Below are 24881 nucleotides of genomic sequence, written 5' to 3' on the forward strand. Positions count from 1 at the left end.
ATGACAAATATCGAACAGGATCGCTGGTCGCGGGTAAAAGGCCGGTTGCGCTCGAGCGTCGGCGAAGACGTCTATACGAGCTGGTTTGCGCGCATGGACCTGGAGAGCGTGCAGGACGAAAGCGTCCATCTGTCGGTGCCGACCCGGTTCCTCAAGAGCTGGATCCAGGCGCATTACGCCGACCGCGTTCTGACCTGCTGGCAGGCCGAAATGCCGGAAGTGCATCGGGTCGATCTCACCGTGCGCACGGCGATGCGCTGCGCGGCCCCGGTCAAGGAAGCCCCTGCGCCGGCCGATCAACGCCGTCCCGAGCGCGCCGACGGCCGTCCCGCGTCCGAATTGCGCGCCACCGCGACCGCGCCGGTGTCCGCCAGCCATGATGCGCTGGGCGGCTCGCCGCTCGATCCGCGCCTGACATTCGCAAGTTTCGTGATCGGCCGCTCCAACACGCTGGCGCACGCCGCCGCGCGTCAGGTCGCCGAAGGCCGGCGCGGCGATGCCGTGATGTTCAATCCGCTCTACATCCACGCCGGCGTAGGCCTCGGCAAAACCCATCTGTTGCAGGCGGTGACATGGGCCGGCAACTCGGGCGCCGAACGCAAGGTGCTTTATCTCACCGCCGAGAAGTTCATGTACGGCTTCGTCGCCGCGCTCAAAACGCAGACAGCGCTGGCGTTCAAGGAGGCACTGCGCGGCATCGACGTGCTCGTGATCGACGATTTGCAGTTCCTGCAGGGCAAATCGACCCAGGCCGAGTTCTGCCACACGCTGAATGCGCTGATCGACGCCGGCCGCCAGGTGGTGATCGCCGCCGACCGTCCGCCGTCCGATCTCGAAAGCCTCGACGACCGGGTCCGCTCGCGGCTGGCCGGCGGCCTCGTCGTGGAGATGGGCTCGCTCGGAGAAGAGCTGCGGCTCGGAATCCTGAAATCGCGCGTCGCCGCGGCCCGCGCCCATCATGCGAGCTTCGACGTGCCGGAACCGGTGCTGGATTATCTGGCGCGGACCATCACCCATAACGGCCGTGACCTCGAAGGCGCCATCAACCGCCTGCTGGCGCACTCCAAGCTCAATGCCCAGCCGGTGACGCTGGAAATGGCCGAGCGCGAAGTCCGCGACCTGATCCGTCCGCAGGAGCCGAAGCGGATCAAGATCGAGGACATTCAGCGGGTGGTGGCCCGGCAATATAATGTGAGCCGCTCGGACCTGCTGTCCTCCCGCCGTACCGCGAATGTGGTCCGGCCCCGTCAGGTCGCGATGTATCTGGCCAAGACGCTGACGCTGCGCTCGCTGCCCGAGATCGGCCGCCGGTTCGGCGGGCGCGATCACACCACGGTGCTGCATGCCGTGCGCAAGATCGAGGCACTGGTCGCCAGGGATACGGCGCTGTCCGAAGAGGTCGAATCGCTGAAGCGCCAGCTGCAGGAATGAATTCTTCTTTTTCCCGCCCCCAGCCAGGGCGGGAAAAGGCTTTCCTCCTCGCAAAACGTGGGGAACGGCGCCGCAATCCCTTGCGCTTGGGGCCCATCCGCGCCACCTTGCGGTCCCCCCGGGGAATTTGATCAAATCCAGCTTTGATCCGGCTTTTCGGGTTTCAATTGCCGCGGCGCGCCTTCAGGGCCGCCCGGCTTTTCCATCTTAGGGATCAGGCGGGTATTGCAATGAAGGTCACCGTCGAGCGCGCGCAACTCCTGAAATCGCTGGGCCACGTCCACCGCGTGGTCGAGCGCCGCAACACCATCCCGATCCTGGGCAATGTGCTGATCCGCGCCGAAAACGCCAAACTGTCGCTGAAGGCGACCGACCTCGATCTGGAGGTGACCGAAACGCTGGCGGCGGAAGCCGGAACCGGCGGCTCGACCACCGTGCCCGCGCACATGTTCTACGACATCGTCCGCAAATTGCCCGACGGCGCGCAGATCGTGCTGGAGGGCGACGGCGACCGTTCGGTGCTGGCGATCCGCGCCGGCCGTTCGCGCTTCACGCTGCAGACCTTGCCGGAGAGCGATTTTCCCGATCTCGCCGCCGGCGACATGACGCATTCGTTCACGCTGGCCGCGGCCGACGTCAAGCGCCTGATCGATCGCACGCAGTTTGCGATTTCCACCGAAGAGACCCGCTATTATCTCAACGGCATCTATCTGCACGCGGCCGGCACCGCCAAGGCGGCGACGCTCCGTGCGGTTGCCACCGACGGGCATCGTCTGGCGCAAATCGATTTGGCCCTGCCCAAGGGCGCTGCCGGCATGCCCGGCGTGATCGTGCCGCGCAAGACCGTCGGCGAAGTGCAGCGGCTGATCGAGGACAATGAGGCCGAAGTCACGATCGAACTGTCCCAGGGCAAGATCCGCTTCACCATCGGCAATGTGGTGCTGACCTCGAAACTGATCGACGGCACGTTTCCGGATTACGGCCGCGTCATTCCGCAGAACAACGACAAGGAACTGATCGTCGACAAGAAGGATTTCGAGGCCGCGGTCGACCGCGTCTCGACCATTTCGAGCGAGCGCGGCCGCGCGGTGAAACTCGCGCTGTCCCCCGGCAAGCTGGTGCTGTCCGTCACCAATCCGGATTCCGGCAGCGCCACCGAAGAACTCGAAGTCGAATACGCCTCCGACGCGCTCGATATCGGCTTCAATTCGCGCTACCTGCTCGACATCGCCGCCCAGATCGAAGGCGAGGTCGCGATCTTGAGGCTGGCCGATCCGGGTTCGCCGACGCTGGTGCAGGACAAGGACAACAAGGGCGCACTCTACGTGCTGATGCCGATGCGGGTGTGACGAACAACAAACAACGCCTGGACTTCCCCTCTCCCCTTGTGGGAGAGGGTGGAGCCTCACGAAGTGAGGCGACGGGTGAGGGGTTCGCGCCGCAGACGCCACACCATCGACCAACCGCCAAGCGTATCCGCAACTTCGCAAAAAGGATGCGCCGCGAGCCCACTGACGCTGAAGCAGCGATGTGGCGGTTGCTCCGCGACCGGAGGCTCTCGCTTTTCAAATTTCGCCGGCAGGTCCCCTTTCAGGACTTTATCCTCGATTTCGTTTGCTTCGAAAAGCATCTCATCCTCGAAATCGATGGCAGTCAGCACGCCGCCTCGGTGCGCGATCTCGCCCGAGAGACTATCTTGATGACTGAAGGATTTCGAATCGCGCGTTACTGGAACAATGACGTGTTGCAGCAACCCTCTGCTGTCCTGGAGGACATTCTCGCAAAGCTCGCCAAGCCGTAAGAACCCCTCACCCGTCGCCTCACTTCGTGAGGCGCCACCCTCTCCCACAAGGGGAGAGGGAAGAAAGATCGCACCGCAACCTCACATGACCCCCTCACGCATCCACCGGCTGTCGCTGACGCACTTCCGCAATTATCGCGCGGCGAGTTTGCAGGCGCGCGGCGATGTCGTGGTGCTGGTCGGGCCGAACGGCGCCGGCAAGACCAATTGCCTCGAGGCGATCTCGTTTCTGTCGCCGGGACGCGGGCTGCGGCGCGCCACGCTGGAAGACGTCGCCGACAATCAGGGCGACGGCTCCTGGGCGGTCTCCGCCGAAGTCGAGGGCGCGCTGGGTCTGGCCACGCTCGGCACCGGCATCGACGCGCCCGGCAGCGAGGCGGCCTCGACCAGCCGGCGCTGCCGCATCGACCGCGAGCCGGTGAGCTCGGCAACCGCCTTCGGCGATCATTTGCGCATGGTGTGGCTGACGCCCGCGATGGACGGGTTGTTCCTCGGCGCCGCGTCCGAGCGCCGGCGGTTCTTCGACCGGCTGGTGCTGGCGATCGACAGCGAACATTCCAGCCGCGTTTCGGCACTGGAGCGCTCGTTGCGCTCGCGCAACCGGCTGCTCGAGGTGCGCAATTACGACGACCATTGGTGTGACGCGATCGAGCGCGAAACCGCCGAACTGGCGGTCGCGGTCGCAGCCACCCGCGGCCAGACCGTCACCAAACTCGCGGCCATGCTGCGCGAGCGCGGCGAGGCTTCGGCCTTTCCCTCGGCGCAGATCATGCTCGACGGCTGGATGGAAAATGCGCTGGTCAGCGAGCCCGCGACCGCGGTGGAGGATCGCTACCGCGAGATCCTGCGCGGCAGCCGCGCGCGCGACGCTGCGGCCGGACGCACGCTGGACGGCCCGCACCTCACTGACCTTCAGGTGATGTATGCGCCAAAGAGCATGGCGGCCCGCGACGCCTCCACCGGCGAACAAAAGGCGCTGCTGATTGGCCTGGTGCTGGCGCATGCCACGCTGGTGGCCGAGATGACCGGCATCGTGCCGCTGCTGCTGCTCGACGAGGTGGTGGCGCATCTCGATCCCAACAGGCGCAAGGCGCTGTTCGAGGAACTGGCAAAACTCGGCGCCCAGGTCTGGATGACCGGCGCCGACCCTGCGGCGTTCACCGATATCGGCCCAACCGGCGAGATTTTCGACGTGGAATCGGGCCAGATCGCCCGCCGCGCCTGAGGGGCGCGGATGGGTCCGGTTTGAACCGAATCTTGCGACCGCGCGACTAGCTTTCGGCAATGGTTCCACTGACGTCGTCGCCGCCTGGCGGCTGCGTGGGTCGTGCGTCAGTGGTCGCGTGCTCTCAAATCCCGGAGTCAAGAAATGCTCGGAACGTCGCACGGGATCATCCCGGCCGGAAAACGCCTGCTGCCCCTGATCTTGCTGATCGCGGCCAGCGCGCCAATCGCCGCCAGGGCCGACGACGGCCTGGTCGACGTCCGGACCTTGCCGCGCCTCGAAGGCGGTGTGGAAGAGGTTGCCCGCACCGAGCCGCATAGCCTGCGATATGGCGTTCCGACCGTGGTCGCGATCACGGCCGACGCGACCAAAAAACTGCTCGCCGCCAATGGCTGGGTGCCCTATTTGCGGCCGCTCGATGAGAAGAGCGCCGCGCTGACCTTCAAGAAGGCGCAGCAAGGGCTTTACGTCTCTTTCACGCAGGGCCTCGGCCGGCCGGATCAATCGGTGGTGTACTACTCGTCCGAACGGATCACCGCGAACGTCCCGTTTCCACCTGACGCGACCGAAATCGTGTTCGACGAAAACCGGCCATATCTCGGCTGCGTCGCCCCGGCCGCGCTCGACGCCACCCTCGATTTCTTCCGCAAGGAGCTTGCCGCCCTCGGCTGGCAGCCACTCACCGCGGCCGACGCCGCCGGGCACTGGCCCAACGCGACGCTGAACGAAACGATCGAGAACGGCGCGCGCGCCTATTACGCCCATGCCGACAGCGAGGGTTTCTACCGGCAGAAGCCGATCATGCTGACGCTGCAGCGCCGGACCGATGGCAGGACCGGCGTCGAGATCCAGGTGGCGCCCTTTGCGTTGCCGCAAACGCTGGAAGCCGATTCCGAGATCGCCGGCCTGCCGCGGCCGAAGCCGGCCAAGGCCTCGCAAAGCGTCGGCGATTCCAACTCGGTTCGCCGCAAGATCGACGTGGCTGCGATGGCGGAACTTGCTCCGGTGCTTGGCTTCTATCGCCGCGAACTTGGCGCGCGGAGCTGGACCGAAGAGACGGCGGGCGCCGTCGTTACCCCCGACAACGTCACGCTGAACTTTTCTTCCGCCGACCAGACCGCGACGCTGAAGCTCAGCCGCAAATACGACCTGACCCTCGTCATTCTCGTCACGCAGGTGAAGGAGGCGGCACTGGCGGCGCGCGCCAAAGCGAAGAAGGAGGCCGACGACAACTTCTTCAAGGATGCCGAGGCGACGGCAAGGCAGATGATCGCCGCGGACGAGGTGCGGCGGAAAGCCCAGGCGGCCGGCCTTTCCGATGCGCCCCTGAATGCGCTCGCCAATTCATCCACGCCGGTGCCGGTGCCGGAAAACGCCGAGAACCTGAAATTCGACGGCGGCGACGGCAAGCTCGAATTCGATTCTTCCTCAAGCGTGAAGGCGATCGCGGCATTCTATCGCGGCCTGCTGAAGTCACAGGGTTGGAAAGAACAGCCGTCGGTCATCAACAAATCCAATATGGTCGTGATGGAGTTCTCCAGGGGCGGCAAGGCGCTGTCGTTCACGGCCATGCAGATGGGGCCCAAGGTGAATGTGAGCGCCGATGGATCGGGCCTCGTGATAGCCCGCGCCAAGGCGGGTTCTGCCGGCAGCCAGGCCGCCAACGGACCGTCCGATACGTCGTCGGGCAAGGCCGCCGTCGAAGACCTCGAAGCCGAGCCCGATTCCGCGCTGCCGGTGCCGAAGCGGCATACCGTGAGCTCGATGGGCGCCTCCCATCTGCCCGGCGGCCAGACCCCGTTCCGACGCGAGCTTGGGGCGAGCGTGCCCGCTGAGCTCGGCTCGGTGCTCGCCTTCTATCGCAGCGAGCTCACAAAACGTGGATGGAAGGAGACGGCAGAGCACGCCGTCGTGAAAGCCGACCAGGTCCAACTGGCGTTTACCTCGCCCGAAGGTCCGGCTTTGCTGAAGCTCGGCCGCCAGAATGGCGAGACGACGATCAACCTCGCGCAAAAGAACCCCGCTGCGGCGGCGAAGGCCGACGTCATGCCGAAGCCCGGTCTGGCCAAGCTGATGTTCGGCAATATGGGCGACGGCGAAGTCGCCGTGACCATCAACAAGCAGACAATCAAGATCGCAGCCGGCGCCGGCGGACCGCAATCGCCGAAAGGACCGACGCTCGACTTGCCGACCGGCAAATACCAGTACTCGCTGAAGATTGCGGGCGGCCCTGCCCGATCCAACCAGATCGAGATCGCGGCCGACGAAACCTGGGGCCTGATGATTGCGCCCAATGGCGAGGTGCTGCCTGTGCAGATGTATTAATTTAACGGGTTGCTCGCGGGTGCCGGCCCGCCGAGCAGGCGGTCGATCACCGCATTGACCAGATATTCCGAGCCTTTTTCGGTGAGATGGACCTGATCGCTGGTCGAGATGTCCCCGGCGCTATCGCCGATGCGGGTCACACAACCGTCCTCATCGCACAGCGCGTCTGACGCGGAGATGAATTCGGCGCCGAGCGGAACCAGTTTCGCGCGCATGACCGCATCATAGCCGTTTGATTGCGCGGCGGCGTTCGATCGCGCCGGGATCAGCCGGCGATGCAGCATAAAGTAGTGAAGCACCTCGGACGGAAGCCCGCGTCGCCACGCCGGCACCCCACCGAGCACCACGACACGCGCGGTGGTCAACGTCTTCAGGGCCACGACCGTTTCGGCCACATGGTCGAGGTGCTTCTCCCAGGTTCCGTGCAACAGCACGATATCGGGCCTGATGTCGCGGACCAGCGACAGCACCTTGTCGTTGATGGCGCGGCAGTCGGGCGTGGACGGGATGTCGGCGTTCAACGCGGGAATGCAGGAACTGGAGGTGAGCTGTCCGATGCCAAAATTTCGCGTCTGCTGGGCCTTGAGCAGCCCCGGCATCAGCGCGCCTGCGGTCGAATCTCCCCACACCAGAACCAGCGGCCGCCGGCTCCGATCGACGCAGTCATCGGCAAATGACATCTCGTGGCTGAGATCGAGCAGGCAACGGTGAAACCGCCATTTCGAATTTTGGGTCGGCACATTGGCCATCGCGTGCATTTCCGCCGGCAGCCGGAAATCGAAACCGCGTCCCCAAACGATCGCGGAACCGGCGACGGCGACCAGCACCATGCCGGTACACAGCGCAAAAATCCTGCGCGGGCGCGGGGCACCAAATCGAAACGGCTTTTCGACGTATTGATAGGTCGCCCAGGCCAGGAGCCCGCTGGCGAGCAATACCAACTCGCGCTCCAGCAGGGTCAGCGGGTTGAACTTGATGATGGTGAAAAACACCAGCAGCGGCCAATGCCAGAGATAGAGGGGGTAACTGACCAGCCCGATCCCGACCAGCGGCCGGCTGGCGAGTACGACGCGGCAGAACCATGCGCCGGGTGCGGATAACAGCAGTGCGGCTCCCGCGACCGGCAGGATCGCCCACCAGCCCGGAAAGGCGCGATGGGGGTCGAGCACTGCGGCGGCAACCGCGATCAGCCCGACGCCGATCAAGGCGCGCAGATTGCCGGCCGCGCCGGTCTGGCTGATCCCGCTCCAGCCGCGCGCCAGGACCGCGCCGGCGAGCAGTTCAAAGGCCCGCGTGAACGGCAGATAGAAGGTCGCGACCGGGTCGGAGCCGATCAGCGCCACGTTAAGCAGGAACGACCCGACGCCGAGGATCGACGCGACAGCCACGATGCTCAGGCGCAAGCGGACGGCCAGCATCAGCAGCAGCGGCCAGAACAGATAGAATTGCTCCTCGATGCCCAGCGACCACAGATGCAGCAGCGGCTTTTTGGCGGATTCAATATCGAAATAGCCGGACTGCAGCAGCAGCGCGATGTTGGCGAAAAACGCCGCGCTGGCGAAGACGTCGCTGCCGAGCTGCGCATAGGCCGCCGGCAGCATCCATAACGAGCCCAGCACCAGCGCCGCGCAGAGCACGACGATCAAGGCCGGAAAAATACGCCTGATCCGCCTGACGTAGAAGCCTACAAGGCTGAACCGCTTGAGGTCGAGATCGCGCGCGATGATGCCGGTGATCAGAAAACCCGAGATTACGAAGAAGATGTCGACGCCGATGAAGCCGCCCGGTATCGCTTCCGGGAACGCGTGATAGTTCATCACCAGCAACACGGCGATGGCCCGGAGGCCGTCGACATCCGGCCGATATTGCGGTGAGGGTGAAGACAATTGCGGCTAATCCGGGAACGCGACAGCAGGCAGATCGGGTTGCCAACCTGCACTGCCGCCATCTCTAGCAGGTTCGCGGCGGTCTGCCATTTTCTCCCGCAGCGGCCCCAAAAAGGCGGACTTCGATGGCCTGGAATCGGGCCTCGAATCGGCCTTTTCGAAGCGCCCGGAATCGGCCTTCGGGCACCTTGAAAGAGAGCCAAAAAATACCATCTATTCAATAGCTTGTGGATACAGACTTTGCGCTAGGCGCAATGCCTCTTTCATGGCACAAATAGATCAATCAGCGCCTCATATTGCGCAGCTGATTCGGGACATCCTCGAAGGCTTCACATGACAGAACCTGCCCGGCAGACACCTGCCGACACTGAGCATCCCATTCCCGTCGAATATGGCGCGGAATCGATCCGGGTTTTGAAAGGCCTCGACGCCGTGCGCAAGCGGCCCGGCATGTATATCGGCGATACCGATGACGGTTCCGGCCTGCACCACATGGTCTACGAGGTCGTCGATAACGCCATCGACGAGGCGCTCGCCGGCCATGCCACCGCCGTCGAAGTCGTGCTCAACGCCGACGGCTCGGTGACCGTGCGCGACGACGGCCGCGGCATTCCGGTCGACATCCACAAGGGCGAGGGCATTTCGGCGGCCGAGGTCATCATGACCCAGCTGCACGCCGGCGGTAAATTCGACCAGAATTCCTACAAGGTTTCCGGCGGCCTGCACGGCGTCGGCGTCTCCGTCGTCAACGCGCTGTCGAGCAAGCTGCAATTGCGGGTCTGGCGCGACGGCAAGGAGCACTTCATCGAATTCGCCCATGGCGACGCGGTGGCGCCGCTCAAGACGGTCGGCGAGGCCAATGGCAAGCGCGGCACCGAGGTCACGTTCCTCGCCTCCACCGAAACCTTCACCAATGTCGAATATGATTTTGCGACGCTGGAGCATCGCCTGCGCGAGCTCGCGTTCCTGAATTCCGGCGTCAACATCGTGCTCTCCGACATGCGCCACGCGGTCGAGAAGCGCGAGGCGATGCGTTACGATGGCGGCGTCGAGGAGTTCGTCAAATATCTCGACCGCAACAAGAAGGCGATGGTGCCCGCCCCGATCATGGTCCGCTCGGAGATGAACGGCATCGGCGTCGAGGCCGCCCTGTGGTGGAACGACAGCTACCATGAGAACGTGCTGTGCTTCACCAACAACATCCCGCAGCGCGACGGCGGCACCCATCTCGCCGGCTTCCGCGGCGCGCTGACGCGCCAGGTCAACGGCTATGCCGAGGCCAACGCGAAAAAGGAAAAGATCGCGCTGACCGGCGACGACTGCCGCGAGGGCCTCACCGCGGTGCTGTCGGTGAAAGTGCCGGATCCGAAATTCTCGTCGCAGACCAAGGACAAGCTGGTGTCCTCGGAAGTGCGCCCGGTGGTCGAGAACGTGCTCAACGAGGCGCTGGCCGCGTGGTTCGAGGAACATCCGACCGAGGCCAGGGTGATCGTCGGCAAGGTGATCCAGGCCGCTGCCGCCCGCGAAGCCGCCCGCAAGGCGCGCGAACTGACCCGGAAAAATCCGCTGAGCGTCTCCTCGCTGCCCGGCAAGCTCGCCGACTGCCAGGAAAAGGACCCTGCCAAGTCGGAACTGTTCATCGTCGAGGGTGATTCCGCAGGCGGCAGCGCCAAGATGGGCCGCAACCGCGAATTCCAGGCGGTGCTGCCGCTGCGCGGCAAGATCCTCAATGTCGAGCGCGTACGCCCCGACAAGATGCTGTCTTCCGAACAAATCGGCACGTTGATTACCGCGCTCGGCACCGGCATCAGCGACGATTTTTCGATCGACAAGCTGCGGTACCACAAGATCATCGTGATGACGGACGCCGACGTCGACGGCGCCCACATTCGCACGCTGCTGCTGACCTTCTTCTACCGGCAGATGCGCGAGGTCATCGACGGCGGCTACCTCTATATCGCGCAGCCGCCGCTCTACAAGGTCTCGCGCGGCAAGTCCGAGCAATACCTGAAGGACGAGCGCGCGCTGGAAGATTACCTGATCGATACCGGGCTGGACGACTGTGTCTATAAATCGGGGACGGGCGAAGATCGGGCGGGCAGCGACCTCCGAGCGCTGGTCGAGGATGCCCGCGTCATCCGCGCCCTGCTGCGCAACCTGCACAGCCGCTATAATCGGAAGGTGATCGAGCAGGCAACTATTGCGGGCGTGCTGCGGTCGGATATTTATGGCGATCTGGAACGAGCCAATGCTGCGGCAGCTTACATAGCCACCCGGCTCGATGATCTTACTGAAGAGGTTGAGCGCGGCTGGCAGGGATATTTCACCGAGGGTCAGGGCTTCCGATTCGAGCGCACCGTGCGCGGCGTGAAGGAAGTTGCCGTCATCGACGATGCGTTCCTGGGCTCGGCCGACGCGCGCAAACTCGACGAATATACGCCGAAGTTGCAGAAGCTCTATGCGAAGTGGGGCAAGCTTCGTCGGAAGGACTCCGAGGACACCATTCACGGTCCCGTCGACCTGTTCGACGCGGTCACCAACGCCGGCCGCAAGGGCGTGACGATGCAACGCTACAAAGGCCTTGGCGAGATGAACCCCTCCCAGCTCTGGGAAACCACGCTCGATACCAACGAGCGCTCGCTGCTGCAGGTCAAGATCAAGGAGGTCGACGAGGCCGACGACATCTTCACCAAGCTGATGGGCGACGTGGTCGAGCCGCGCCGCGATTTCATCCAGGAACATTCACTCAGCGCCAACGTCGACGTGTAAGGCCAGGACGCGCCCGTGCCGCCCATTCAATACATCGTTGAAGGCGGCCACCGGCTCGCGGGCACGATCGAGCCGTCCGGCAACAAGAATTCCGCGCTGCCGATCATCGCGGCGTCCCTGCTGACCGAACACCCGGTCACGCTGGAAAACGTTCCGCGCATTCGCGACACCGAAACCCTGGTCGAACTGGTCCGCTCGGTCGGCGCATCGGCCGAATGGCAACAGCGCAACACGCTCGTCATTCACGCCAAGGACATCCGCGCCGCCGATCTCGATCCGGAACTGTGCGCGCGGATCCGCGCCTCGATCCTGCTGGCCGGGCCGCTGTTGGCCCGCTGCGGCGAGGTGGCGCTGCCGCCGCCCGGCGGCGACGTCATCGGTCGACGGCGGCTCGATACGCATTTCCTGGCCTTCGAGCAGTTAGGCGCCACCGTCACCGCGACCCACCGGCTGGAATTCCGCGCCTCGCGGCTGAAGGGCGCCGACGTCTTCCTCGACGAGCCCAGCGTGACCGCCACCGAAAACGCGCTGGTCGCCGCCGTTGGCGCCCACGGCACCACCTATTTGCGCAACGCCGCGTCCGAGCCGCATGTGCAGGACCTCGCGCATTTCCTGGTCGCCCTCGGCGCCAGGATCGAAGGCATCGGCACCAACACCATCGTGATCCATGGACCGTCGACGCTTGGCGGCGCGCGCTACGCAATCCAGCCCGACCACATCGAGGTCGGCTCGCTGATCGGGCTTGCCGCGGTGACGCGGTCGCCGCTTCGGATCGCGCGCGCCGGCGTCGAGCATTTGCGCTCGATCCGGATGGGCTTTGAGCGGCTCGGCATCGTATGCGGGGTCGAAGGCGACGACCTCGTCGTGCCGTCCGGCCAGGCCATGAAGATCCACGACGATTTCGGTGGCCATGTGCCAAAACTCGAGGACCAGCCCTGGCCGGCCTTCCCGGCCGATCTGATGTCGATCGCGATCGTCACCGCGACCCAATGCGACGGCGTGATCCTGATGTTCGAGAAGATGTTCGAGTCGCGGATGTTCTTTGTCGACAAGCTGATCTCGATGGGCGCCCGGATCGTGCTGTGCGACCCGCACCGGGCAATCGTGGCCGGGCCTAGCCGGCTGCGCGGCGCGCCGATGACATCCCCCGACATCCGCGCCGGCATGGCCATGCTGCTGGCCGCGGTGGCCGCCGAAGGCACCTCGACCATCAACAATGCCGACCAGATCGAGCGCGGCTATGAGCGCATCGAGGAACGGCTCAACGCGCTCGGCGCGAAGATCACCCGGGTGCCGGAACGGACCTGACGCGGAAAAGACGATCAGGTTCGTGCGTTGCCTAGCAAGACCGACAACATCTTATTTGTGATACAGAGCGAATCGCGAATGTATCCAGGACAGCTCACAGCGCCGAAGCCGATGTGTGAGGCATGAGGTCAGATGAGTACCCGTCTGGCCTTTGATCGGCTCGTTCATTCGGACTGGAGTATTTCACCGAATAAGCGCTGGACAGCGGTCGCCCTCCGTTCGAGAGACGGTTGGCTGATAGACAGCCTGGGACAGACGCCGGCCCTAAACGAATTTCTAGATTTCCTCTTCGATCGGGGAAGGAAAACGTTGGCGGGCTTCGACTTTCCAATCGGTTTGCCATCATTCTATTTGGAAAAGACAGGATTGGAATATTACCAGCTTCTTTCCGACCCGGCTTCTCACCCGGCTCGACTCTTCTTCACGGCAGCAGAGACTCTGTCCGACATATCTCCAGCTCAACCGTTCTATCGAAGACATCCTCGCGGTGGACGTCATGCGGATCTGCTCCGTGCTCTGAAGTGCAAGACATTCAGCGACCTGCTACGAGAATGCGACAAAAAAACAAAACTCCGATCGAGAGCAGAATCGATCTTCTGGACGGTAGGCCCAAAACAGGTGGGCAAAGCAGCGCTTTCCGGCTGGCGGGAAGTATTGATACCGGCACTCGAGCGCCAAGCCCGTCTCTGGCCATTCGATGGTCCGCTGTCATCGCTTGATTCGAATATCTTGACGGTCGCAGAAACCTATCCCGGCGAAGCCTACCAGCACATTGGTATGCGGCGTACGATCAAGAAACGCTCCCAAGATGGGCGGAGGGCTGGCGGCGAGGCAATGTTGGCGTGGGCGTTTAGGCACAGAGTGACGTTTTTGCCGATTATCGAGCAGTCCATACTGCATGGTTTTGGCGAACGGGAAGACGGCGAGGACCCATTCGACGCCGTTGCTGGGCTTTGCGGAATGATCGAAGTCTCCGACGGGCGCCGGGCGGAGGCGCCTGGTTCGATGACGTTCTCAAAAAATTGCGAAGGTTGGATTTTGGGCCAGATTGACGTCCCCACCGCTTAACTTCCATTGTTTCGCCTTACGCAATGCTAGTCTCGTTCCATGGCCGTTTCCGAAAAAGTAGACCTATCATCGATCACGCCGCGCGCTGCTGCGCCGGCATCCGGCCGTCATCTCGGCCTCGAGCTTGCCGAGACCCTCAAGCTCGCGGTACCGCTTGCGCTGACGCAGCTCGGGCAGATCGCGATGATGACCACCGATATCGCGTTCATCGGACGCCTCGGCAGCGAGGCGCTCGCCGCGGCATCGCTGGCGCATGCCGTGTTCTTCGTCAGCTTTACCTTTGGCATGGGACTGGTGTCGGCGGTGGCGCCGCTGGCCGCCCAGGCGTTCGGCGCGCGCGATCCGCGCATGGTGCGACGCGCGCTTCGGGTCGGCCTGTGGGCCGCGCTGCTGATCGCCCTGCCGCTGATGGCGTTGCCGTTTCGCGGCGAGCAGATCCTGCTCGCGCTCGGTCAGGCCCCGATCGCCGCCCATCTCGCCCAGCAATATCTGTTCGGCCTCGCCTGGGGCGTCCTGCCGGCGCTGTGGTTCATCGCGATCCGCGGCTTCATGAGCGCGGTAAACCGCCCGGAGCCGATCCTGTGGATCACGCTGGCGGCGATTCCGGCCAATGCGCTGCTGGTCTATCTGCTCCTTTACGGCGCGTTGGGCTTGCCGCAGCTCGGGCTGTTTGGCGCGGGCCTTGCGACCTCTATCGTCAATCTCGGAACGTTCCTCGCAGGGCTGTGGTTCACCGCCCGCCGCCGCCCGTTCCGGAAGTATCATGTGCTGGGGCGCATCTGGCGCATCGACTGGCATCTGATGCGGCAACTCGTCCGCGTCGGCGCGCCGATCTCGCTCTCGTTCCTGCTGGAATACGGCCTATTCGGCGCCGCCGGCCTTTTGATGGGACTGATCAGCACTACAGCGCTCGCGGCGCATCAGATCGCGCTGCAGATCGCGGCCATCCTGTTCATGGTGCCGTTCGGGATCGCGATGGCGGCCACCGTGCGGGTCGGTCACGCCGTCGGGCGCGGTGACGCGCCGGCGGTCAAGCGCGCGGGATTTGTCGCGACTGGTCTCGGCATCGTCTTCATGTCCGCGATGACGCTTGCCGTGATCCTCGGACGCTTTGCGATTGCCGCGATTTTCCTCGGCGAAACCACGGATGCCACCGCCGAACTCGCCGCAACGCTGTTGCTGGTCGGATCGACGTTGTTTATCGCCGACGGCATCCAGACCGTCGTCGCCGGATCGCTGCGCGGCGTGAACGACACGCGGATACCGCTGTTGTTCGCCACCGTCAGCTACTGGCTGATCGGATTCACCTGCGCCTGCGTGCTCGGTTTCCGGACGCCATTGGGCGCGGTCGGCGTCTGGATCGGGCTGTCGTGCGGAACCGCGGTATATGCCGTTCTTCTGGTCTTGCGTTTCCGGCTGCTGGCGAACAGGCTCACGCGATGAAAGTCTGCGAGATCAAACCCGAGACCGACACCGATACGCTGCTGCCCGGCGCGCAGTTCGTCGATGCCTTCCGCCTTGAAACCGCCGGGCCCGCGCTGGACGCCCGCCACGCCGCGCAGCGCATGATCGCGCGTCAGCCGCGATGGGCCGAAGCCTTGTTGACCCTGCGCAATATTCTCGTCACGCCGTTTGGCCTCAAGACATCAGGCGCCAGCAAGACCGCGCCGCGCGAAATGATCGGGATATTTCCGGTTCTGAGCGCGACCCCAGACCGGCTGGTCGCCGGCTTCAACGACACCCATCTGGATTTTCGCATCGTCGTGGATGTCGCGGCCTCCGGCGCCACCACCCAGAACGTCACCTTGACCACGCTGGTACTGACGCATAACCGGCTCGGCCGGACCTATCTGGCAATCATCCTGCCGTTTCACCGCCTGATCGCGCCCACCCTGCTGCGACAGGTTGCCGGCGCCTAATTAGCTCTTCGCGTCGGCCGGTTTCGTGGCCGCCGCCTCGCACCAGTCGGCATGGCAGCGGCTGAGATCGTTCAAATTCTGCCGCATCTGCTCCAACGAAAATCCCAACGCGAAGAATCGCTCCGCCGCATCCACCGGCAGGCCGCGGATCAAGCCCTCGCTGCGCAACGCGGCGACTTCGGTCGCATAGGCCTGCAGGGCCGCGTCGACCGGCTGGATTTCCGCGGAGCCGGCGCCGCTTCGCAACGACACCGCAACCGACTGCATATAGCTGACGATCGCGTTGCTGACCTCGGACAGCGGTCGTGCCAGCCGGGCCTGCACGTTCGCCGGCAACGGCACCACGCTGGCGCGCCCGACCATCACGACGTCGTGGCGCAGCCGCTGGATGGTCCGCAGCAATGGGCCGGTGTCCGGGCCCGACGACAAATGCGCTGAGCGCTCGCGCTCGGCTTCGGCGCCGGTCGCGTTCAGGCCGGTCACCGCCACGCCGATGCCATCCTGGATGCGGTGCAGCGCGTCGTTGTCGAGACCGCGCGTCAAGCCGGCCAGCAATTCGGCGAATGCGGCGGCCAGCAGCTCGAGCAAGCGCGCCGCGTTGGCGCGGATCTGGTTGACGGCCCGCGACGGCAGCACCAGGAACGAAACCACCAATCCCGTGACTGCGCCGACGCTGACCTCCATGACGCGATCAATCGCGGAATCCAGTGGATTGCTGTGATGCATGGTCGGGAGCAGCAGCACGATCACGGCCGTAACGGTGGCGGAGTTGAGGCTGGGGTTGAGGGAGGCGATGAAGGCCAGCGGCGTCACCGCCAGTACCAGCAGCGCCAGCAGACTGCCCTCGCCGGAATGCGGGATCAGCACCGCGATGGCGCCGCCATAGATCGCGCCGCCGATGGTGCCGAGCATATAGTCGCGGGTCGCTTTCAGCGACCGGCCGACGCTCATCTGGGTCACGATCAGGGACGTCAGCACCGCCCATAGCGGCAGCAACAGATGCAACGCGACCGCGATCGCGTAGGCGGCGACGGCCGCCGCGGCAATCCTGACCGCGAGCGCCAATTGCGTCTTCCGGGCCCAGAACCGGCCGAATATGCGTTTTGAGAAGGTCATCATGCGTCGCGTTCCGGAATCGGCAGACAGTACCCGTAATAGACGGCTTTGAGCATAGCTGATGCCCGCCCCCCGGAGGCGGCTTGAAACGCGAAATCAGCCCGCCTACCCTGCGCGGCAAAACGAGGAAACACGATGGCCAACGAAACCGCAACGCTCGCAGCCTATGTCGCCGACCTGAAATTCGCGGATATCCCGCCGGAGGTACTCGAGCGCGCCAAAGTGCTGACGCTCGACTTCCTCGGCAGCGCGATCCGGGCCCGGCGCGACGCGGAATCGACGCCTTCCCTGCTCAAAATGCTGGAATCGCTAGCGCTGGATGGCAAGGGCCACTCCACCGTGTTCGGCGATGCCAAGACCTGGACCCCGGCGGTAGCCGCACTCCTTAATGGCGCGCTCGGCCATTCGCTTGACTTCGACGACACGCATGCGGATTCCTCGCTGCATCCGAGCGCGCCCGTGGTGCCGGCGGCGTTTGCGGTCGGCGAGATGGTCGGTGCATCCGGTCGCGACGTGCTCACCGCCATCGTGGCCGGCTATGAAGTGTGCTGCCGGCTCGGCAACGCGCTCGACCCCACTTCGCATTACGCGCGCGGCTTTCACCCGACCGCGACTGCGGGCACCTATGGCGCCGCTGCGGCGGCGGCAAAGCTGTTCGGGCTGTCGAAGGACCAGATCATCGCAGCCTTCGGCGTCTCCGGCAGCCAGGCCGCGGGATCGCTGCAATTTTTGGTCAACGGCGCCTGGAACAAGCGCTACCAGGTCGGCGCGGCCGCGATGAATGGCGTGATCGCAGCCACCCTGGCGCGCAACGATTTTGTCGGCTCGACCGAATCGGTCGAGGGCAAGCATGGGCTTCTGGTCGGCTACAGCGACGATGCGCATCCGGACAAGGCGATCGCCGGACTCGGCAAGATCTACGAGACCCTGAAGATCGGCGTAAAGCCCTATCCGAGCTGCCGCTATACCCATGCAGCCCTGGACGCGCTGATCGCGATGCGCCGGGAGCACAATCTGACGCCGGACCAGATCAGGCGGGTCGAGATCGGCCTGCACCGCAACGGCATCACGCTGACCGGCGATGCCGCCACCAAGCGGCATCCGACCTCGATCGTCGGCGGACAATTCTCGATGTTCTTCACCGGCGCGCTGGCGCTCGACCAGGGTCGCTTCGGCTGGGACGATTACGAGCGGCTCGGCGATGCCGCGGTCAATGCGCTGGCCGACAAGTTCGACGTGGTGCAGGACGACCGCCTCGAGATCGGCCGCACCCATCCCTTTGGCGCGCGCGTCTCAATCACGACCGATGATGGCGTCCACGAGCGGCTCTATGCCGATCCATCCGGCGAGCCGAATTCATTCCCGGACGCGCAGGCGATGCAGCAGAAGTTTTTGACGCTCGCCCGTCCCGTGCTGAACGGCCGCGCCGATCAGCTTGCGGACGCGATCCTCTCACTTGAAAGATTTGATCGCGTCGAGCAAGCCACGCAGTTGGGCCGGCAATAAACCTTGGCCATACGGCCCTGCATCATGCAGGGCCGTCGATGATGATGAGGTCGGCGTCGGAGTATTTATTGCGGATCGCGACCGCCCGCTGATACTCCGGGCTCTGATAGCAGGCCGTCGCGGTGGCCCTGTCCTTGAACTCGATGACGAAATTACGCTCCCGCTCGGTTCCTTCCATCACCTCATAGGCGCCGCCCCGCACGATGAAATTGGCGCCGAATTTCTCGAACACCGGTATCGCAACTGCCAGATATTCGGGATAGTGCTCGGGATCGTGGACCGAGACGTGCACGATCCAATAGGCTTTCGGCATCATTTCCTCCGGCAGAAGACGTTCGCAAAATTTGCAGGGATGGCGCCGCGCATCGATCGATGGCGGCGCGGCATCCAACCGTCGCCGGCCGAATAGTTCAATTCACATTGTCGCGTCCTGGCTGTGGCAAATATCATTCGTTTGGAGGACGCGACGCCAAAACGGGCGCCGCATCGCTGCCTGCCAGCCTGGCCTTGCCGCCGGTTGCGGCGACGACATCGCTGACAAGCCCGAACACGCCATCGACCTCCGGCGGCCAGTTGGGCGAGCGGCCGAGGCGAACGATCACCAGCCGTTCCGAGGGAACGCAGACGACATATTGCCCGATGGTCCCCTTGGCGAAGAAGGCATCGCGCGGCATGCCGTGTTCGATCCGGTAAGTCGCACCAAAACTGTCGCCGAGGTTGGTCCAAAAGCCCGCGCCATATCCGACCCAGGCGTTCGGCGTCGCCGAGGCCGAATACTTCACCCATCCCTCGGGGAGCATGCGCTTACCGCCGACCACGCCGTCATTGAGATAAAGCATGCCGAACCGCGCCCAGTCGCGCGCCGTCGCCAGCATCTGGCTCGATCCTTCCGGATTACCGGAAGCATCGAACTCGAGCGTCACGTTGCGCATGCCGAGCGGTGCGAACAATTCCTGCCGCGCGAACCGGATCACGTCAGACGCATGGCCGCCCGCCGCATTGCGGATCAGATGCGAGAGAATGATGAAGTTGCCGTCATTGTAATTCCAGGTGCTGCCGGGCGGTGTCGCTAGCCCGACGCTTTCGGCGTAAGCCGCCATGTCGGATTCCATGAATTTCATGCGATTGACCGGCTCGAAGGCTGCGCCAAGCGAGGCCTCGAGCGAGCTGCCGATCGCAAGCCCAGCGGTGTGGCGCAGCAGATGATTGACCGTGATCGCGTGCCTGGGATCGCCGGCGCCCTGCCACGCCGCGATCGGCACCGGCTGATCGAGCGTAAGAGCGCCCTTGCGCACCAGAATGCCCGTCAGCGCTGACATTACCGACTTGGTCGCGGAGAAGCCGAGCAGTGGCGTCTCGATGCCGTAGCCTTCGCCATAGCGCTCGGCCACGACGTGGCCGTCCTTGACCACGACCACCGCCCGCGTGCGGCGGAACGGCGGGCTTGAAGGTTCGGCGAAGGCGCGATCCAGAGCTGCGGCCAGTTGGGGGTTGGCTGGCGTAACGACGCCAGGTCCCGCGATGTCGGGCAACAACGCCGGCATCGGCTTGCTTTCGGCCGCCGGCGGCGAAACGTCCGCGACCGCGCCACCGTGATCGAGATAGCAGCCCATGCCCTCGCGATAGACGGCATGGCTGCGGCCAAGGCCAAACAGCGACACCGTGACATCGCGGCGCGTTCGATCGACGCTATAATTGAGTGCCCAGGTGATCAGGCTGGCGCCCGGCATCGCGGCCGTCGTCTCCGAGAAAATTCTTTGCGGATCCTGTCCGGACACAAAGGTTTCCGAACAGATGATGTTGGCGACGAAACCCGTGGCGACCTTTGGCACGTCGCGGGCCCGCGCAGCCGTCAGCGCCAGCGCGCTGAGGGCCGTGGTCGTCGTGAGAATGAGAATGAGATTTCGTCGGGTCACATTGGCCTCCGGCATGACGCATGAGCGCGTGCCGGCCATGATGGCGAACAATCCGATCACCGCTCGCCGGATTTGGAAATCAGAGTGGCCGGAACCTGGAAGGGCCTCGCCGATTCCGAAATCTTGATCAAATTACAACGACTTACCGATCAAGCCGCGGTCGCGTTCAGGCGGCGGTATTCGGTCGGCGTGACCCCCGTCGTCGCCTTGAACGCCCGGTTGAACGGACCCAGCGACTGGAACCCGGCATCCATCGCAATGGTGATAACGGGGACTTCGGCCTGGGTCGGGTCGGCCAGTGCTGCCTTGGCTTCCTCGATCCGGTGATTGTTGAGGAAGACGTTGAAGTTGCGGTAGCCGAGCCGCTGGTTGATCAGCCGCCGCAATCTGTATTCGGGTATTTTGAGCCGGCTCGCCAGCGTGCCAATGGTGACGTTGTCGTGGCGATAGATGCGCTCGTCGGCCATCAGCCGCATCAGCGCGTCGACCAGTTTTTGGTCGTTTGAATGCTCAAATGCGGCCGATGGATTCGGAACATCCGGCGCTGCGGCAATCTCGGCCGCGACCGGAAACAGATCGGCGCCGTCCACGCGCATCATCAACCAGGAAATCGTAGCCACGATGGCGGCCAAAACGGCTAAATTCACCGTGTTGGCGATGCCGGCCGCTTCGCCAGCTGACCACAACATCTGCAGAATGGCGTTGACGCCGCCGTACAGCGCGGCCGCGACGATGATGAACGCCCGGATGCGGCGGCGGCCCTCGACCAGATCGGATGACCACGAAGCGATGGTCTGCACGACCGCAAGCGCAATAAAGCCGAGCGCCAGCAGGTTGATCGCAATGATGGATATCCGCAAATTGCCGCCGGGCGCCGGCGCGATCCACAGGCAATTGACGAAGCTGAACGCGGCCACCGCCGCCCAGACCAGCCCATGCCACGCGTGCAGTTTGAAGCCATCGTCGAACAGCGCGCGGGTGAACAGCCAGAACACCACGACATTGCCGGTCGACAGCGCGATCAACGGCGCATGCAAGTTAGACACCGGCGAGGTGGCGCCGATCGAATAGCTCACGGCGTGCGCCGCCGAGCCCAGCGCAAAGGCCGCGGCCAATCGCCCGGCAAGGACGGTCCCGAAGCCGCGAAACAGCGACACCGCCAGCACCAGCAGCAGCGCCACGGTTCCGGCGCGCAGTGCGATATCGACAGTGGGAAGCAGCATCGAGTGAACCCGGTCCGCGCGGTTATCGGCGCATCATGGTTTTAGTGCAGATCGCCGGCCCGTTCAATTTTGGCGGACTGGCCTTTCCAGGTATTGCGGTGCGTCACCCAGACGTCAGCGACATGGCCGAACAAATCGAACTCGCCATCCTTGCTGGCGCCGAGCCGACGCGCTACGCCCTGTGACGCGGTGTTTTCGCGATCGATACAATGAATGATCCGGTCGATGTCGAAGGTCCCGAATGCCCAATCGATCGACGCCCGCGCCGCCTCCACCGCAAAACCCTTGCCGCGAAATTCCGTGGCGATGCCCCAGCCGACCTCGAAGCCGGGCCAGCCCGGCGGAAACCACGGCCCGACCCTCCCGACAAATTTTCCGCTCGATTTTTCCTCGACCACGAACATGCCCACGCCGTGCAGCACCCAGTGCCCGGCCATGATGGCGGCATTGCGCCATCCGTTGAGCTCGCTTGTAACGGGCTTGCCGTCCACGGTAATGAACCGCGCGGTGCCGGGATCGGCCAGCATCGCCGTGTTGGGCGCGACGTCATCACCGCGCCATTGCCGCAGCAGCAAGCGCTCGGTCTCGATGACCGGACCGTTGGGCTGCAACAGCCTGGCACCCGGCTTCAATGGAGGAATCATCGTTTCCTGCCTTTATTTTCTGCAACTATTCTTATGTGTATTTGCTTACCGCCGTCATTGCGAGGAGCGCAAGCGACGAAGCAATCCATTCTTTCCTTGCGCGGCTAGATGGATTGCTTCGCGGAGCCTGTCATCGGGCGCGCATTCGCGCGACCCGTTGGCTCGCAATGACGTCGAGGTGTTCGTTGCAAGACCCACACACGGCTTTCGCGGGACGACGGATGGAGTATGATCGCGACAAAACCAAAGGAGTCTCCCCATGAGCTGGCAACCCTCCAACGACCCCGTACTCGGCGATGCCAAATCCTGCGACGCGCTCGATCTCGTCATCGTGCCGCGCACCCGCGACCTCGGCGACGGATTTGAGGTCCGCCGCGCGCTGCCGCATGGCAAGCGGCAGATGGTCGGCCCCTTCATCTTCTTCGATCATTTCGGGCCGGTGCAGTTCATCGCCGGCAAGGGCATGGACGTCCGCCCGCATCCGCATATTGGCCTCGCCACCGTCACCTATCTGTTCGACGGCAGCATCATGCACCGCGACAGCGAGGGCAACATCCAGGAAATCCAGCCCGGCGCCATGAACCTGATGACCGCCGGCCGCGGCATCGCCCATTCCGAGCGCACGCCCGACGTGCAGCGCCGTGACGGCCAGAAGATGCTGGGCCTGCAAAGCTGGATCGCGCTGCCGGCAGGATCGGAGGAAGTCGCGCCGTCGTTTCAGCATTACGCGGCCGGCGATCTGCCGATGATCACGGAACGGGGCTTTACGGCGCGCGTGATCGCCGGCCAGTCGTTCGGCATATCCTCACCGGTTACGATGGTATCGCCGTGGTTCTATGCCGAGGTGAGCGCCGAACAGGGCACCAGCGTGCCGCTCGATCCCGACCATGAAGAGCGCGCGATCTATCTGGTCGACGGCGAGGTCGAGATTGCGAACGAGCGCTATGAAGGCCCGCGCCTCTTGGTCTTCCGGCCCGGCGACCGCATCACGGTGAAGGCAATCAAGCCGGTCCGGATGATGTTCCTCGGCGGCGACGCGCTGGAAGGCCCGCGCCATATCTGGTGGAATTTCGTCTCCTCCAGCAAGGAACGTATCGAGCAGGCCAAACAGGACTGGAAAACCGGCCGTTTCGCCCATGTTCCCAACGAACATGAGTTCATTCCGCTGCCGGAGTAAGCTATCTCCTCCATTATCCCCTTCCCTGCGCTCGCGCCTCTCGCGCGAGCGCATCGCCTTTGAAAGCCTGACCGAATGAATGCGATGCTCGCCAGCGATTTGCCCTTGCCACGGATCGGCCGCGGCAAGGTCCGCGATATCTACGCCGTCGGCGACGATCGCGTGTTGCTGTTGACCACCGACCGCATCAGCGCGTTCGACGTCGTGATGGCCGAGACCATCCCGATGAAGGGCGCGGTGCTGACCCAGATCAGCGCCTGGTGGTTCCGGCAACTCGAAAGCGTGGTGCCGCATCACATGATCAGCGCCGACGCTGACGAGATCATCGCGCAGGTGCCCGCACTGAAAGCCCATCGCGCCGATATCCTTGGGCGCGCGATGCTGTGCCGGCGCACAGAAGTGTTCCCGATCGAATGCGTGATCCGCGGTTATATTTCCGGCTCGGCGTGGAAGGAATACGCGCAACACGGCACGCTGGCCGGCGAGAAGCTGGCGCCGGGCCTCGTCGAAAGCGCCAAGCTCGAGCCCGCGATCTTCAGCCCGGCGACCAAGGCCGAAACCGGCCATGACGAGAACATTACGGTGGCGCGGGTGCGCGAGATCCTGGGCGACGAAGTCGCGCACACGCTGGAGAGCATGGCGCGCGCGGTCTATCATTTCGGCGAAAAGATCACCCGCGACCGCGGCATCATCATCGCCGATACCAAGTTCGAATTCGGCCGCGACGGCAGTGGCCGCATCATCCTCATCGACGAGGTGATGACCCCCGACAGTTCGCGGTTCTGGGCGGTCGACGTCTACAAGACCGGCCAGCCGCAGCCGAGTTTCGACAAGCAGCCGCTGCGCGATTATCTCGACGCCGAGCGCCGCGCCGGCCGCTGGAACGGCGACGCCCCGCCGCCACCGCTGCCGGCCAGCGTGGTGGAGGCGACCAGCAAGCGCTATCTCGAAGCGTATCGGCGGGTGACGGGCGCTGAACTCAAGGTCTGACGCCAGCGCAATCGATGCGCTCTCATCGGAGTTCCTATCCAGCGTGCGATCACATCCAAAAAACAGGCAATCTAGCTGAATATCCATTCAAGAAAGTTCCGATGTAGTTCCAGGAACGTGGCGATTGCTCACACGTTTTCTCCCTGCGCAACAACGAAAGGAGAAGCGATATGAAGAAGCTTTCTTGCGTTCTGGCCACGTTAGCGACCATCGCAGTTGCGGCGCCTACCGTCGCGAGCGCGCAGGGTTTCAGCTTCCGCGTCGGCAGCGACCGAGACTATTACTATCGCGACCGTGATGACTACTATCGCGGCCCTCGCGTTGGGTTCTACGAACATGATCGCGGTTGGCATCGCGGCTGGTACAACCATGATGGCGACCGAACGATAATCATCAAACGTCACCGTCATTGGGACGACTAATGAAGGATGGCCCCCTTAACGGGGCCATTTTTTTGAGTGCCGGGCCGAGGACGCATCTCGCCGGAAATTCCGGGGCTGATCTTGTCGATGGTATTGAATAACAGGGAACGCTAGGCTTGCCTCTTAGGCGGTTGTCCGTCTGACGATCCCGGACA

At 63.9% G+C, this 24881-nt stretch carries 20 protein-coding genes; 14 read left to right on the plus strand and 6 right to left on the minus strand.

Annotation, left to right across the window (positions count from 1 at the left end):
* The 5 genes from dnaA (at nt 1) to NL528_RS00025 (ending at nt 6782) form a co-directional block, all read left to right on the plus strand.
* The gene (gene dnaA, locus NL528_RS00005) at nt 1-1431 is read left to right on the plus strand and encodes a chromosomal replication initiator protein DnaA (protein WP_309180738.1); all 1431 of its coding nucleotides are present in this window, start codon (nt 1-3) and stop codon (nt 1429-1431) included.
* A gap of 230 nt (nt 1432-1661) precedes the next feature.
* Entirely contained in the window at nt 1662-2780 is a 1119-nt protein-coding gene (gene dnaN / locus NL528_RS00010; RefSeq protein WP_309180739.1) for a DNA polymerase III subunit beta, read from the plus strand.
* A 146-nt stretch (nt 2781-2926) separates the two neighbouring features.
* Nucleotides 2927-3232, plus strand: coding sequence for an endonuclease domain-containing protein (locus NL528_RS00015; protein WP_309185282.1), 306 nt, complete (start codon nt 2927-2929; stop codon nt 3230-3232).
* 85 nt (nt 3233-3317) lie between these two features.
* Nucleotides 3318-4457, plus strand: a complete 1140-nt coding sequence (gene recF, locus NL528_RS00020; RefSeq protein ID WP_309180740.1) for a DNA replication/repair protein RecF — start codon at nt 3318-3320, stop codon at nt 4455-4457.
* Between the two features lie 144 nt (nt 4458-4601).
* Nucleotides 4602-6782, plus strand: coding sequence for a hypothetical protein (locus NL528_RS00025; protein ID WP_309180741.1), 2181 nt, complete (start codon nt 4602-4604; stop codon nt 6780-6782).
* Here NL528_RS00025 and NL528_RS00030 read toward each other — a convergent pair.
* A complete protein-coding gene (locus tag NL528_RS00030; protein WP_309180742.1) occupies nt 6779-8668 on the minus strand; it encodes an acyltransferase family protein in 1890 nt (629 codons plus the stop codon). The genes NL528_RS00025 and NL528_RS00030 overlap by 4 nt on opposite strands.
* A 333-nt stretch (nt 8669-9001) precedes the next feature.
* Between NL528_RS00030 and gyrB the strand changes: the two genes are divergently transcribed.
* The 5 genes from gyrB (at nt 9002) to NL528_RS00055 (ending at nt 15732) form a co-directional block, all read left to right on the plus strand.
* Nucleotides 9002-11437, plus strand: a complete 2436-nt coding sequence (gyrB, locus tag NL528_RS00035) for a DNA topoisomerase (ATP-hydrolyzing) subunit B (RefSeq protein ID WP_309180743.1) — start codon at nt 9002-9004, stop codon at nt 11435-11437.
* Nucleotides 11438-11452: 15 nt separating this feature from the next.
* Complete coding sequence (murA, locus tag NL528_RS00040; protein WP_309180744.1) at nt 11453-12745, plus strand: UDP-N-acetylglucosamine 1-carboxyvinyltransferase; 1293 nt, start codon at nt 11453-11455, stop codon at nt 12743-12745.
* A gap of 132 nt (nt 12746-12877) precedes the next feature.
* Nucleotides 12878-13813, plus strand: coding sequence for a DUF429 domain-containing protein (locus NL528_RS00045; RefSeq protein WP_309180745.1), 936 nt, complete (start codon nt 12878-12880; stop codon nt 13811-13813).
* A gap of 39 nt (nt 13814-13852) precedes the next feature.
* A complete protein-coding gene (locus tag NL528_RS00050; protein ID WP_309180746.1) occupies nt 13853-15256 on the plus strand; it encodes an MATE family efflux transporter in 1404 nt (467 codons plus the stop codon).
* Nucleotides 15253-15732 carry a DUF2867 domain-containing protein gene (locus NL528_RS00055; RefSeq protein WP_309180747.1) on the plus strand — a complete coding sequence of 160 codons (480 nt, stop codon included), beginning with the start codon at nt 15253-15255 and terminating at the stop codon, nt 15730-15732. Before NL528_RS00050 ends, NL528_RS00055 begins: the two co-directional genes overlap by 4 nt.
* Here the strand turns inward: NL528_RS00055 and NL528_RS00060 are convergent, their stop codons facing one another.
* A complete protein-coding gene (locus NL528_RS00060) occupies nt 15733-16851 on the minus strand; it encodes an aromatic acid exporter family protein (RefSeq protein WP_375143965.1) in 1119 nt (372 codons plus the stop codon). It abuts the gene before it with no gap.
* Nucleotides 16852-16983: 132 nt separating this feature from the next.
* On the opposite strand from NL528_RS00060, the gene NL528_RS00065 reads away from it, so the two are divergent.
* Entirely contained in the window at nt 16984-18354 is a 1371-nt protein-coding gene (locus NL528_RS00065; protein ID WP_309180748.1) for an MmgE/PrpD family protein, read from the plus strand.
* 22 nt (nt 18355-18376) lie between these two features.
* Here the strand turns inward: NL528_RS00065 and NL528_RS00070 are convergent, their stop codons facing one another.
* The 4 genes from NL528_RS00070 to NL528_RS00085 form a co-directional block, all read right to left on the minus strand.
* The gene (locus NL528_RS00070) at nt 18377-18667 is read right to left on the minus strand and encodes a DUF1330 domain-containing protein (RefSeq protein ID WP_309180749.1); all 291 of its coding nucleotides are present in this window, start codon (nt 18665-18667) and stop codon (nt 18377-18379) included.
* A 133-nt stretch (nt 18668-18800) separates the two neighbouring features.
* The gene (locus NL528_RS00075) at nt 18801-20270 is read right to left on the minus strand and encodes a serine hydrolase (RefSeq protein WP_309180750.1); all 1470 of its coding nucleotides are present in this window, start codon (nt 20268-20270) and stop codon (nt 18801-18803) included.
* A gap of 149 nt (nt 20271-20419) precedes the next feature.
* The gene (locus NL528_RS00080) at nt 20420-21493 is read right to left on the minus strand and encodes a helix-turn-helix domain-containing protein (protein ID WP_309180751.1); all 1074 of its coding nucleotides are present in this window, start codon (nt 21491-21493) and stop codon (nt 20420-20422) included.
* Between the two features lie 41 nt (nt 21494-21534).
* Nucleotides 21535-22137: a GNAT family N-acetyltransferase gene (locus NL528_RS00085; protein WP_309180752.1), complete on the minus strand. Its 603-nt coding sequence runs from the start codon at nt 22135-22137 to the stop codon at nt 21535-21537.
* 259 nt (nt 22138-22396) lie between these two features.
* Between NL528_RS00085 and NL528_RS00090 the strand changes: the two genes are divergently transcribed.
* The 3 genes from NL528_RS00090 (at nt 22397) to NL528_RS00100 (ending at nt 24726) form a co-directional block, all read left to right on the plus strand.
* The gene (locus NL528_RS00090) at nt 22397-23314 is read left to right on the plus strand and encodes a pirin family protein (RefSeq protein WP_309180753.1); all 918 of its coding nucleotides are present in this window, start codon (nt 22397-22399) and stop codon (nt 23312-23314) included.
* A gap of 75 nt (nt 23315-23389) precedes the next feature.
* Nucleotides 23390-24304 (plus strand): phosphoribosylaminoimidazolesuccinocarboxamide synthase, encoded by a 915-nt coding sequence (locus tag NL528_RS00095; protein ID WP_309180754.1) that lies wholly within the window; start codon nt 23390-23392, stop codon nt 24302-24304.
* 170 nt (nt 24305-24474) lie between these two features.
* Complete coding sequence (locus NL528_RS00100; protein ID WP_309180755.1) at nt 24475-24726, plus strand: hypothetical protein; 252 nt, start codon at nt 24475-24477, stop codon at nt 24724-24726.
* The last annotated feature ends 155 nt before the right edge of the window (nt 24727-24881 follow it).

Source organism: Bradyrhizobium sp. Ash2021, assembly GCF_031202265.1.
In the GTDB taxonomy this organism is placed as follows: domain Bacteria; phylum Pseudomonadota; class Alphaproteobacteria; order Rhizobiales; family Xanthobacteraceae; genus Bradyrhizobium.